Below are 12306 nucleotides of genomic sequence, written 5' to 3' on the forward strand. Positions count from 1 at the left end.
AAAAGCGTCGCACTCAAGACCTACGTCTCTCGTGCGACACTCGTTTTTTGAAATGATTAAGCTAAATTATTACCCGTAAACTGACTGTTGTACAGGTCGGCGTAGAAGCCATCAGCAGCTAACAAGCTCTCATGGTTCCCCGTCTCAACAATGTGCCCATGATTCATGACCACAATGTTTTCGGCATTTTGAATCGTGGATAACCGGTGAGCAACCACGAAGCTTGTCCGGCCAGCCAAGAGACGTTCCATGGCGTGCTGGATCAGCATTTCCGTCCGCGTGTCGACTGAACTCGTTGCCTCATCCAGGATCAACACGTCGGGATCAGCCACGAAGGCCCGAGCAATCGTCAACAATTGACGTTGCCCTTGCGAAATGTTCGTTGCTGATTCATTCAGGATCGTATCGTAACCGTCTGGCAGCTGACGAATGAAGGTGTCGGCGTGGGCAGCCTTGGCTGCTTCGTAGACCTCATCATCCGTGGCGTCTTCACGACCATACTTGATGTTGTCGAAGATACTCCCGGTAAATAACCAGGTATCCTGCAGCACCATGGCAAAGTTCCGGCGCAAACCAGCCCGGTCAACGGTATTGGTGTTTTGGCCCCGGTACTTGATTTCCCCGGACTTCACATCGTAGAACCGCTCAAGCAGGTTGATAATGGTCGTCTTCCCGGCACCAGTTGGGCCAACGATAGCGACCATTTCACCCGGCTTGACCTTCAGATTGAAGTCGGCGATCAGCGGATTGTCTGCCACGTACTGGAAGGCCACGTCATTAAATTCGATGACGCTGTCCGCTGGTGTCGTTGCTGCTGGAACCTCAGCCGTCGCCGTGTCGGGCATGTCTTCCTCGTCCAAGACGGAGAAGATCCGTTCAGCAGACGCAATCGTCGCCTGAATCGTGTTGGTCAAGTTCGCCATTTGCGTAATGGGTTGAGAGAATTGGTTCGTGTATTGCAGGAAGGCCTGCACATTCCCCAAACTAACCGTCCCGTTAGCAACCTGAATCCCACCAATAACCGCAACGGCTAAGTAGTCCAGGTTCTTGACGAAGTTCATCAGGGGGAAGATCAAGCTAGACACAAATTGAGCCTTCCACGCTGATTGGTAATACTTTTGGTTGTGCTCTTCAAACTCTTCTTGGGTCACCCCTTCACGGTTGAACGTCTTGACGACCGTATGACCCGCATAGGTTTCTTCAACCGTGTTGTTCAACAGTCCCAAGTTCTTCTGTTGGCTCGCGAAGAACCGTTGTGACTTTGGTGCCACGATCATGACCACCAGTAAGCTCAGTGGCACGGAGATCAGGGCAACCAACGTCAACCAACCACTAATGGTTAACATCATGTACAGCACCCCAAAGAAGGTCAGCACACTGGTTACCATTTGTGACAGCGTTTGTTGGAGCGTCCCACCAATGTTATCCATATCGTTCGCCATCCGGGACATTAAGTCCCCGTTGCTATGCGTATCGTAATAACCGATTGGCAGGCGTTGCATCTTTTGCTTCAAGTCGCGCCGTAACCGGTAAACGACCTTTTGCGAGATCCAACTCATGATCAACTGTTGCACGACCCCAAACAAGGCCGCCCCGGCATACATGATACCGACGACAATCAGAATGTGGCCGATCTTACTAAAGTCAATTGGGAAGCTATGAATGCCGATTCCGGCTTTCAATTCAGCCTGGCCCTTCATCACACCCTTAAAGAGTTCCGTTGTGGCCTCACCTAAAATCTTTGGCGTCTTGATCTGCAAGATTACCGAAACCACGGCAAAGACTAAGACGACGAAGATACCGGGGAGCCAGCGCTTCATGTAGCGGAACAACCGGAAAGTCGTTCCCCAGAATTTTTGTGGCCGCTGTTTCGTAGCGGCACCGCGTCCATTACGCATCGATGACGTCCCCCTTTCGGAGTTGTGAATCCAGAATTTCTTGGTACGTTTCGTTAGTTGCTTTCAACTCATCATGTGTCCCTTGACCGACGATCTTCCCGCCGTCAATGACCAGAATCAGGTCGGCATCGGCCACCGTAGATACCCGTTGGGCCACGATGACGGTCACACCAGCTTGAACTTGGTCGTCCTTACGCAATTCTTGACGTAACAGGGAGTCCGTCTTGAAGTCCAAGGCAGAGAAGGAGTCGTCAAAAATGTAGACACTGGCGCGCTTCAAAATTGTCCGCGCAATGACTAGCCGTTGCCGTTGTCCACCGGAGAAGTTATCCCCGTTTTGTTCAACGGTCATGTCTAAGCCGCCCTCTTCTTTAATGAAGTCGCTGGCTTGAGCCACGTCCAAGGCGTGCCAAATCTGGTCGTCGGTCGCATCAGGCATCCCGAAGACCATGTTGCTACGAACCGTTCCGGAGAACAATACAGCCTGTTGTTGCGTGATCGAGATTGCATCATGCAATGCCTTTTGACTAACCGCCGTCAGTGACGTCCCGTTCAACTTGATTTGACCACTTTCGGGATCAAATAGCCGGGGAATCAGGTTAACCAGTGTGGATTTCCCAGAACCGGTTCCCCCAATGATCGCCACAGTCTGACCGGCCGTCGCGTTAAAGTTCACGTCGGCCAGCGCTAATTTCTCAGCACCCGTGTAGCGGAAGTTAACGTGGTCAAAGGTTAAGCTAGCTTGGCCCTGCGTCAAATCAACTGGTGCATCGGCATCGTTGATCTTCGACTTCAAGTCCATGACCTCGTTGATCCGCGCAGCAGAAGCTTGTGCCCGGGGAACGAAGACAAAGACCATGGAAACCATCATGAAGCTAATCAACAGTTGCGTTGCATAAGTCATGAATGCAACCAGGTTCCCAACCTCAAGGGCTTGGTTACCAATCAATTGGCCCCCATACCAGACGATACCGATGTTGGTCCCACTCACGATCAACGTGATAATCGGGAACATCAACGACACAATCATAAAGACCTTGATCCCAGTTTGGGTGTAGTCTTGGTTGGCCCCTTCAAAGCGGTCCTGTTCAAACTTATCTTGGTTGAACGCCCGAATAACCCGGACACCGGTCAAGCCTTCACGGAAGACCAAGTTGATCCGGTCGATCTTCTTTTGAAGACTCTTGAATAATGGCACGGCAAAGACCATGATGGCCCCGGTAAAGATTGCCAATACTGGCAAGGCCACCAAGAAGACCAGCGTTAAGCGTGGACTCTTGACGTAGGCCAGAACACCAGCACCAATTAACATGATTGGTGCCATCAACATCATCCGGAGCATTTGGACCATGACGTTTTGAATCTGAACCACATCGTTGGTCGTCCGGGTAATCAGTGAGGCATTCCCAACCGTTTCAAACTCTTCGGTCGAGGCAAACGTGACCTTCTTAAAGAGGCTGGTCCGAATCCGCTGCCCCATCTTCTGCGACTGTGTTGACGCAAAGTAAACGTTACCCGCCGCGCCCAGCACACCGATAAAGCTTAAGAGCAACATCTGGCCACCAGTGCGCCAGATGTAGCCAATATCATTGTTCGCAATCCCTTTATCAATGATATTAGAGGTTAATGTTGGCAACGATAAATCACAGGCAACCTGAATAATCATAAAACCCACCGCAAGGACTACTGCCCACCAGTCCAAGTGTTTACGGGCAAGTCGCATCATTGAATTTTGGCCTTCTTTCTATACTGTACACTCTGTAAAAGTTTCAAAACTGCATATGCGATAATTATACTCTGCTCAATTCGGTTTGCAATAAAGGATTACTCGCAAATTTTCCTTGCTCACACCTCCTCAATAATGCGTCAGTTAAATCAATTCGTGACAATATTTATTAACAACTAAGCAGAAAACCTGCGATTTTAATCGCGGGATGAATGCCAGAATTTAACTGTTTCCAAAACGTACGTTCCCCTTCTCAAGAGCAAAACGTGGTATACTTAAACCAATCTTCAGGGGAGGTAGCTATTGACTAAGCTGGGACGAACAATCAAGCTGAGACTCTATCCGGACACAAATCAAGCAGATCAATTTCTAGCAATGAGCCATGAATATCAACGATTAGCTAATCTTGTCAGTCAATGGATCTTTGACCATGAGTTTCAACTGAGTTGGTTAAAAATCAACCACCATCTGTACAAAATATTAAGACAAGGATCACCGCTCAATAGTCAGATGGTCCAGTCTGTATTTCGAACGGTTGTGGCTCGCTACAAGACAGTTCAAGAACAAATGAAGCAACATCCTTATCGCTACGAGAATGAAGAAAACAAGTGGATTCAAGTTTCCAAAGACTTGAGCTGGTTGGTAAAGCCCATTCAGTTTCATCGGCCACAAGCAGATTTGGTTCGCCAGAGCAACTATTCTTTCGTGGATAAGATACGGCAAATCTCGATAACCACTCTAGGTAAACGGACTAAGTTAGGGTTTACTGACAAAGGATTCGAGAAATACTTTACTGGTAACTGGAAACTCGGTACCGCCAAATTGGTCCATAACCAGGGCAAGTGGTTCCTCCATATTGGTATTACCAAAGGGGTTCCTGATTTTGACCAACAAGGTAAACCACAGATTGTCGGTATTGACCGTGGTTTACGGTTCTTGGCAACTACCTTTGATAGTGAAAAAAGAACGCTATTCTTCGATGGTCAAAAAATCTTACGTAAGCGGAAGAAATTCTTAGAGACTCGTCGGCAATTACAGAGTAAGGGTACCAGGTCTGCCAAGAAGAAGCTGAAGCAACTGGCTCAACGAGAGAACCGCTGGATGACCGATGTGAATCATCGGCTAGCTAAGACACTCGTTGTGATATACGGTTCGCATACACTTTTCGTTTTGGAGGACTTAACCAATGTGACATTCAACACCGATGACTTACCTAAAGCATTACGCAATAGTCACCGTTCCTGGTCCTTCTTCCAGCTTGAATCTTTCTTAACGTACAAGGCCCAGGCTATTCAAAGTGCTGTCTTGAAAGTGAGTCCAGCATTCACCTCACAACGCTGTCCAAAGTGCGGTCTAGTTGAGAAGACTAATCGTCACCATGAAACGCACGAATATTGGTGTCAACAATGCCAGTATCGTTGTAATGATGACCGATTAGGAGCAATAAATATTGAGATGTTGGGACGGGATTGGTTGAGCGGCATCAAGCATCCAAAGATTAAGAAGCTAACAACTGCTGGGTAAACCTGGCAGTTAAACGGGTAGCCGTCAATTACCCGATGATGTTGCCACTACGAGTAGGAGTGCCCTAACAGGCATGTTGGACTACTGTGTTACCAGACACGTGAGCGACAAGCCTCTGAATTCATTCAGGGGCAATTGACTTAAACTATCCACCGGCTTTGCGGTCAAAATCACCAGTCTTCTCACTGGTTGCCAACGGTCATTACCAGAATAATTCCGAGGTAGGCCATTAGTGTCAGTTTGGGCTCGGCTGATAATAAATTTACTAATTTAGCAGTCATCTACACCATTTTCCCAAGCAAAACCACCACTCGACCAACTCCCCCAACCAGTTAATTGACTAAACATCCCACTGGTAAAGCTAAAAATATTTGTTACAATAGTAGACACCGAAGGGAGACAGAAAACTGTGGCGAGCAACTCTGATTCAATCTATAACGTCTTAACCTACATCCACCGACATCCGCAACAGGTCCGGTTCATTCGGCAACGCAACAGTAACGTCATTACCATTGGCGTCCCCGATACGGTTTCGGTCGCTAACGCTGATATTTACTTCCCAGCGGGCCACCTGTTGGTCAACCGGATGGATGAAAACTTTTTAGCTAAAAACGGGGATCTCCTCAATACGTTCTTTGACCAGACACGAACGTCTAAGCTAGACTACCGTGAGGTCTGGATAACTACCGGCTACGTGCCAGAGGAACACACTTATTTGGTTGAGCTCTCATTTGAATAAGCGCTTATCCGGCGCAAACTAAAGGGACCATGGAAGTTTATCACTTCTGTGGCCCCTTTTCCTATACATTAATTAAATAGCGCGCGTGACGCCCACAGTCCCCCGACGACCACAACGGCAATCAAGAAGAACCGGAATAAGGCGGCAAAGGCAACTAAGACGATGGCCCCGATAATCACTGTCCCGACGATTCCCAGTAACCATCCGGCTAGGCCAAAGACCAACCGGAGAATTGGGAATAACAATAAGAGTAACAATAAGAGTAAAACCACGATAATCGCTCCAATCCGTCGTAGACACTCCCACGACTAGCAGCCATTTTACACTAAATTTGGCCGTTTGGCACGAATCTTCGTTCGAATTATCCTTTACTTAACCAGCCGTAATCTGCATGCGACCATTCTTCTTCGAATGATAGAGGTTCGCATCGACCCGCTTGTAAAAGTCCAGCGGGTTGTGATCACTAGCGCTCAAGACCGAGACCCCAACGGAGATGGTCACGTTTAAGACCACATCATTGTACGGAATCTCAAGTTCTTTCACCGCATCAAAGACTTGTTCGGCCACTTCTCGCGTCCGATTCAAGTCGTAATCCGGGAAGATAATGTTGAACTCTTCCCCACCGGTTCTATATAAGATGATCTTACTGTCAACTTTCTTCAGCGTCGCCGTGACCGTGCTGGCAACCTGCTTGAGAACTTCATCCCCAGCCAAATGACCATAGGTATCGTTGACGTGCTTAAAGTGGTCGATATCGAACATCACCATCGACAGGTCCGTATTGTGCGCGGTACTCTGTTGAAATTGGTACGCAATTGCCCGGTCATACGCCGCATAATTTTGAACACGAGTCAACGCATCCCAGTTAGCGGACTGGAAGAGTCGGTCCTTAATGCGGCGGTCCTTATCTTGGATCTTGAAGTAACCGTACATTAGCGATGCCAGAACAGCGTAATCCCCTAGTTCAATGAAGTACGTGTTCCAATCCAAGTGGAAACGTAGCTTGACCAGGAACCACAACGCCATGGCAAAGAGCATCGCAATGGTGATGTACCGCGTAAACGGCCACCGCCACAGATGGGTACTCTGTTGATAAGAAATCACGTAAAATATAACGAACAAAATCGTGTAAACCCACGACAAAATTGCTGTAGAGTTACCATTCATCAGCATAAAGCCAACCCCGGCCAAGAAAATCAGCCAATGGGGAATCTTTAGTTGTAAGAAATAAGCTACAAAAATCAACAGTAAGAGTTGAAAATTGGTAAACGTCCACGATAAATGACTGTCGCGAACGATCAATTGTAATGCAAACACCGATACGACGGCACATGTCGTCCCGATGGCAATCTGAACCCTTTTGACGTTAACTGGTTTGTTTTGTGATTCAACCTTCGCCGTCACCCAATTAAAAATTGACCAGTACAGCGTAATGACCCCTAGAACAAAGAATACACTTGTGATGATTGGGGGAACTAGCCAAATTGACCATGCCATTGTCTAATCATTCTCCTCGTTAGTTAAGTTTAGAAACCGATTGTCGACTAAAACACCGGTTATTCCCAGCTAGTCCGCGTTTCCACAGCGGAAAATACGACCCCGGGCTAAATAACTCACTACTCCTACTATAAGGCAAACCATATAATAAAACCATAAACCTTTATATAATATAATATGTTGTGTCCAAAATTAATACGACCAAAAACGCCACCCTGTCCAATTTTTCCTTTGATTTACTCTATTTTTAATCGTCAAAATAAAGTATGATGGTAGCAGACGACCTGTAAGGAGGAACTTATGACTATGTATCGCTATTTTCTTCAGCCACAACTAGACGTCTCCAACAACTCGTTGATTGGTTATGAGTTGCTGATTCGTCAGCAGGTTGATGGCAAGTGGGTCCTACCCCACGACTTTGCGTCCATTCCCATCGATGTTCAGGCAGACCTCATCGACCGGACGGCCAAAAAGTTAGCTTTAAAGATCGGTTCCGTTTCGTTTAACGTTAACCAAAGCCAATTCATTGACCCCACCATTGCCAATGCTATTATTGCTGCTCAGCGGCACATTTATCCGGTGAATTTGGTTTTAGAGGTCACTGAAGAGGTCACCGACAAAAAGGTCTCCAATCAACAGATTATCGATCAGGTCCATTTTTTCGACGACCATTTGATTCAACTCAGCTTGGATGACATTGGTACCGGGGTCAACACGTATGACCACCTGGAACCGATTCTCCCTTACGCCAGTGAAATCAAGTTTGCCATGCAAAACTTCCGGCAGGAGAAACGTGAAAATGAAATTCCCGAAGCCCTGAATTTTTGGAATAAGATTGCGAAACAATACAAGCTCCGTTTGATCCTTGAAGGGGTCGAAAATGAGGAAGAACATGAAATGGCCGATGACCTAGAGATTGATCTTCGTCAAGGTTGGTTCTATGGGAAGCCCCACCTCTTCAAATTGGATGGCGACAAGTAAGAATTGGCATTTTCGGATGCTGGTTCTTTTTTTGTTAATATCTAAAAAATAAAGAGCACTGAAGCGTTGTCAAATCAACGATTCAGTGCTCTTTATTTATAAACGTCGTCTTAAGTATCACCCGCACGGAATATGTATCCAATGGGGACAGACCCCGCAAACCCTGTAGCACCGGAGTTTGTACTTAATGGGATATACTCATGCGAAGAATCTGCGAAGAATGCTTTCTACTATAATAAATCGAGATTTAAAAAAGCATTGAGTTAAAGAACGTTTGTTCGTTATAATGGGATTGAGGTGAAAAATCTGTCAATTGCTTACTTAAAGATAGCGCAATTGAGCACTGGCATCAAGTCCGAACCAGCGTCTTACCACTGAAGACCGTCATCTATGGCGACTACGACGCCACGGGACAATTCATCGCACAGAAGTACTCTTTCATCTTCAGCAATCCCTTCCCTGCTCATGCTGTAAATCGTCACAAACACCTTGATATCAGTAAAAACGACTTAAGAATTCACGGATAAAACTATGAATTCTTTTTATTTTTTCACAATATACACTTGACAGTGTACACTAACAGGTGTATTATAATAGATGTAAAGGAGATGAGGGAATGAAGCACAAAAAGGAAAAGAGCTCCGAAGAACGTAATGCAGATTTGACAACTATACTACTAGTCATCAACATCATTCAAGGCATTACGGTTATCATCGAAGCCCTTATTCCACACAAGTAACAAGGTAAGGGTCGAAAGGCCCTTACTTCGTTGTACCCAAATTATAACACGGAGGCCTTTATTATGAGCAAAAAGATAACTAAGCTTCTTTACGTAGCCATCGCTGTCAGTTCTTTATCACTACTTGTCAGCATTCTCCGTCTATTTAGAATTATATGAGGTGACTAACTTGGCAAAACATATCAATTTAAACGATGAGGAAATCATGACCGCTAAAGAAGCCGCATTGCGTTGGGGGAAAGCCCCTGACTACGTGCGACAGATCCTACGGAGCAATCCAACACGCTTTCCTGAAGGGACCGTGCGTTTACTAGGACGGCAACTAATCGTAACCCGTGAAGGAATGGAGGCCGTCACCGGCCATGGAGAAATTAAATAGCAAATAAAGCCGCCCTGCCAATCGACAGGACGGTTTTATTTGCTATCGATGCTTCAGTCAATCCCATGCGTGGCCGAATTCACGGTCTGCAAAAAGAGAGGCAATTCCACTTACTTGCTTTAAACGCAGTAGCTCATCAGCATCCATACCAATATTTTTCATAATCCACTGATCACTCATGCCAGACTCGGTAAGCTCTTCAACAATGTTCACCATCAGGTCAACGTCATGCGTTCCGCGGGCCCGATTATGGCGAATGGTTGAGGCAATTCGATCATCTAGTGGTTTATCAATCACGGTAACAGGCAGACAACCTCCTTCCCGCTCAAAGATATCTTTATGCTTAAGCATGGTGGTATACCGGTGATACCCATCGACAATCTCATATTTATCTTCGTCCTTTAGGTAGTAGCAAACGATAGGCATTGTATAGCCATCTTGTTTGATTGACTGGTAAAGTAATTTCATCTCCGGAGGGGCAACATGATTGGGATTATAAGAGTTTGCCTGTATCTTTTCTACTGGAATTCGAAAAACATTATATGCAGGGGAAACAAAACTTTTAGAGGATGTTTTCATATCGTTCAATTGCTTTACGTCTCCTTTCATTTTGAGCCTTGGTACGGCTGAAGCCCATGTACTTGGCCGTGTGGTCATTCCGCATGATGGTAATCGCCATGCGCTTAAAAGACGGTACGAGTTTGAATTTGTCAACGGGGACATCATCCGGATACTCATTAAAAGTTACGGCTACCTTTTCAGTCTTATAATTTGTCTTACCTACTATCTTGACTGGAACTCCAGCCTCTCTCAACTGATCAATCGTTTTGTCGTCCAAGACCCCACCACGTTCTTTCCAGAACTTAATTGACGTAGCAAAAATCCGTTCATAATCTTTGCGACTGTCTTCTGGCAGCGTAGACAACAAGAACTTAACGTAGGACTGCCATGTATATCCCTTCGGCAGAGTAATGTCGCGCCACGCCATGGCGTTCGTGCGGCCATAAATACTGGCAAAATTTGCACCATTGACGCGTCCAAGCATCTTACCCCAAGTATCTGGCTCAATCACTCGATACAGGTAAAGAGAATCGATTCCCTGACTTAGAAATGGGCTTGCTACCCGCATTTTGTTAAGTGGAACCCCAGCCTGATACAGCAGATCATACAAGTGATTGTAGCTGAATCCGAACCGAGCGTTAACAGTCCAGTCATCCTCAACGCTCCAATCGTATATTGGGTAGGCATTGTACACTCCATCGGCTACCTTGGTCACATAATTTCTACCAGCAAACGCATTAACTTTATTTTTTGACTTAATCGCACGGTAACGGTCAAGCGACTCATCAGCCCGGATTCCTATGAGAACGGCGGTACTACCATTTTTCTTAGCAAACCACTTATTAAAATCAGTTTGAACTGAGTAATCGATTGTTCCCGGAGTGTAATTCCAAGGAACGTTGTCTTCACTTATGACATAATCTGCACTCGGCATTGGGCGAACCCAAATATCCTTCTTGCTTTTATCCCAAGGTATCCAATGGCCGCTCGTCATAGACGTTACTGACGGAACCGAATTTGGTAAGGCCAGCCAATATTTGCTACCAGGGAACTCGTCAAATACGTCCTTCACATAGTCCATGGTGGCCTTATACTGAGCCTCGTAGTCTAAAAAATACATCGACAGCTTACTCATACAGTCATTTTTGAGTGCGTATTGAACTGTCAAATTAAGTAATACGCCAGAATCTTTGCCACCAGAAAATGCCACTAAAACATTATCGAAGTTAGAAAATACGAAATTCAGTCGTTTTTGAGCCGCTTGATAGACATTAATCTTTAGATAGTGTTTAGAGCTCATCTAGCAATTCCTTCTTTCTGCCCTTAGCAATCATCCCTTTGAAATGGGATAAAATCGACTCCTTATGCTCGATGTTTCGATCAATCATGCGCTCTAAACCAACGTCCCCAGTTAAGTAGTGATAAGTGACATCTTCATCTTGACCAATTCGATAGATACGGCGCCTTGCTTGTTCGAGTTGTGCATAGTCAAATGTTTTGTCATAAAAAATAATATGATGATAGCTCTGCAAATTCAGCCCGTAAGATCCCTTGCCGTAAGTGATAACATTTAATCGGGGATCACGTTTTTTAAGCGCTTCTTCACCTCTTAGAAACTTACAAAAAATTAAAGTATCGCTTGTACCAAGCTTATCAGCAATTTTTATAGCAGTTTCAATCTTGTCATCATCATCACAGTAGCTTTGCTGCATCTTTTGAACCATTGCCATAAAGATGTTATCGTCAAGTGAACTATATCCATAAAGATAGTGCCTCTTGATTTCGTGATACTTATCGTCGGCCTCTCTACTTAAAAAATAGTCAACTTTAATATTTCGACTAGACACGTTCAAATCAAGCTTCGCATCAAAAACAAACGGTTCAATAATGCTATAAAGATAATCCAAATTTCTAAATGACCTAATTTCTAGCCTTTTGCCTGGATCCTTATAGTCAATGTACTCTACAAAATTATTTAAAAATTCGTAGTAGCTCATACTTAGAATTTTAGGTGAAAGAAATTCGAATTGGCTCCACAAATCTAAAACATTTTTAGACATCGGTGTTCCATTTAAAACTAATCTAAACTCTGAAAGCTTTGATAATTTTAGGACTCTTCTTGTCCTAATTGAATTCCTATTTTTTATCTTCAAAGATTCATCAACAACCATAAATACATGCTTCTTACCTGAATTATTCATACCTTCCAAAAAAGTCGTCAGTTTTCATGTTTTTCAAAAACTGACGGCTTTTGATCTTGCT

Annotated in this window: 12 protein-coding genes; 5 read left to right on the forward strand and 7 right to left on the reverse strand. The window is 45.1% G+C overall.

Going from position 1 to position 12306, the window contains the following annotated elements; translation table 11 throughout:
- Positions 1-56: 56 nt before the first annotated feature.
- Positions 57-1898 carry an ABC transporter ATP-binding protein gene (locus tag JUF10_RS08775; RefSeq protein ID WP_203641809.1) on the reverse strand — a complete coding sequence of 614 codons (1842 nt, stop codon included), beginning with the start codon at positions 1896-1898 and terminating at the stop codon, positions 57-59.
- The gene (locus JUF10_RS08780) at positions 1891-3624 is read right to left on the reverse strand and encodes an ABC transporter ATP-binding protein (RefSeq protein WP_203641810.1); all 1734 of its coding nucleotides are present in this window, start codon (positions 3622-3624) and stop codon (positions 1891-1893) included. Before JUF10_RS08780 ends, JUF10_RS08775 begins: the two co-directional genes overlap by 8 nt.
- A 303-nt stretch (positions 3625-3927) precedes the next feature.
- On the opposite strand from JUF10_RS08780, the gene JUF10_RS08785 reads away from it, so the two are divergent.
- Both JUF10_RS08785 and JUF10_RS08790 read left to right on the forward strand, forming a co-directional pair.
- The gene (locus JUF10_RS08785; protein ID WP_203641811.1) at positions 3928-5148 is read left to right on the forward strand and encodes an RNA-guided endonuclease TnpB family protein; all 1221 of its coding nucleotides are present in this window, start codon (positions 3928-3930) and stop codon (positions 5146-5148) included.
- Positions 5149-5557: 409 nt separating this feature from the next.
- Positions 5558-5887, forward strand: coding sequence for a hypothetical protein (locus JUF10_RS08790; RefSeq protein WP_203641812.1), 330 nt, complete (start codon positions 5558-5560; stop codon positions 5885-5887).
- Between the two features lie 68 nt (positions 5888-5955).
- Here the strand turns inward: JUF10_RS08790 and JUF10_RS08795 are convergent, their stop codons facing one another.
- Positions 5956-6159 (reverse strand): hypothetical protein, encoded by a 204-nt coding sequence (locus JUF10_RS08795; protein ID WP_143462833.1) that lies wholly within the window; start codon positions 6157-6159, stop codon positions 5956-5958.
- A 100-nt stretch (positions 6160-6259) separates the two neighbouring features.
- Complete coding sequence (locus JUF10_RS08800; RefSeq protein WP_203641813.1) at positions 6260-7384, reverse strand: GGDEF domain-containing protein; 1125 nt, start codon at positions 7382-7384, stop codon at positions 6260-6262.
- Between the two features lie 306 nt (positions 7385-7690).
- On the opposite strand from JUF10_RS08800, the gene JUF10_RS08805 reads away from it, so the two are divergent.
- The 3 genes from JUF10_RS08805 to JUF10_RS08810 all read left to right on the forward strand — a co-directional run bounded on the left by JUF10_RS08805 (position 7691) and on the right by JUF10_RS08810 (position 9483).
- Complete coding sequence (locus tag JUF10_RS08805) at positions 7691-8365, forward strand: EAL domain-containing protein (protein ID WP_203641814.1); 675 nt, start codon at positions 7691-7693, stop codon at positions 8363-8365.
- Positions 8366-8981: 616 nt separating this feature from the next.
- Positions 8982-9104 carry a hypothetical protein gene (locus tag JUF10_RS14200; protein ID WP_268911967.1) on the forward strand — a complete coding sequence of 41 codons (123 nt, stop codon included), beginning with the start codon at positions 8982-8984 and terminating at the stop codon, positions 9102-9104.
- Positions 9105-9273: 169 nt separating this feature from the next.
- The gene (locus JUF10_RS08810) at positions 9274-9483 is read left to right on the forward strand and encodes a helix-turn-helix domain-containing protein (protein WP_203641815.1); all 210 of its coding nucleotides are present in this window, start codon (positions 9274-9276) and stop codon (positions 9481-9483) included.
- A gap of 57 nt (positions 9484-9540) precedes the next feature.
- Here JUF10_RS08810 and JUF10_RS08815 read toward each other — a convergent pair whose 3' ends face one another.
- The 3 genes from JUF10_RS08815 to JUF10_RS08825 are packed head-to-tail and all read right to left on the reverse strand — an operon-like array spanning position 9541 to position 12215.
- Complete coding sequence (locus JUF10_RS08815) at positions 9541-10062, reverse strand: IbrB-like domain-containing protein (RefSeq protein ID WP_203641822.1); 522 nt, start codon at positions 10060-10062, stop codon at positions 9541-9543.
- Positions 10046-11344, reverse strand: coding sequence for a DUF3440 domain-containing protein (locus JUF10_RS08820; protein ID WP_203641816.1), 1299 nt, complete (start codon positions 11342-11344; stop codon positions 10046-10048). The genes JUF10_RS08815 and JUF10_RS08820 overlap by 17 nt, the downstream gene beginning before the upstream one ends.
- Positions 11334-12215: an SNF2-related protein gene (locus JUF10_RS08825; protein WP_203641817.1), complete on the reverse strand. Its 882-nt coding sequence runs from the start codon at positions 12213-12215 to the stop codon at positions 11334-11336. The genes JUF10_RS08820 and JUF10_RS08825 overlap by 11 nt, the downstream gene beginning before the upstream one ends.
- Positions 12216-12306: the final 91 nt, after the last annotated feature.

This window comes from Levilactobacillus andaensis (assembly GCF_016861695.1).
GTDB lineage: Bacteria > Bacillota > Bacilli > Lactobacillales > Lactobacillaceae > Levilactobacillus > Levilactobacillus andaensis.

What these genes read in the sequence shown, in the direction of transcription:
- JUF10_RS08780 (WP_203641810.1), bottom strand. Translation starts at nt 3,624, where the DNA reads ATGATGCGACTTGCCCGTAAACACTTGGACTGGTGGGCAGTAGTCCTT.
- JUF10_RS08775 (WP_203641809.1), bottom strand. Translation starts at nt 1,898, where the DNA reads ATGCGTAATGGACGCGGTGCCGCTACGAAACAGCGGCCACAAAAATTC.
- JUF10_RS08825 (WP_203641817.1), bottom strand. Translation starts at nt 12,215, where the DNA reads ATGGTTGTTGATGAATCTTTGAAGATAAAAAATAGGAATTCAATTAGG.
- JUF10_RS08800 (WP_203641813.1), bottom strand. Translation starts at nt 7,384, where the DNA reads ATGGCATGGTCAATTTGGCTAGTTCCCCCAATCATCACAAGTGTATTC.
- JUF10_RS08805 (WP_203641814.1), top strand. Translation starts at nt 7,691, where the DNA reads ATGTATCGCTATTTTCTTCAGCCACAACTAGACGTCTCCAACAACTCG.
- JUF10_RS08820 (WP_203641816.1), bottom strand. Translation starts at nt 11,344, where the DNA reads ATGAGCTCTAAACACTATCTAAAGATTAATGTCTATCAAGCGGCTCAA.
- JUF10_RS08815 (WP_203641822.1), bottom strand. Translation starts at nt 10,062, where the DNA reads ATGAAAACATCCTCTAAAAGTTTTGTTTCCCCTGCATATAATGTTTTT.
- JUF10_RS14200 (WP_268911967.1), top strand. Translation starts at nt 8,982, where the DNA reads ATGAAGCACAAAAAGGAAAAGAGCTCCGAAGAACGTAATGCAGATTTG.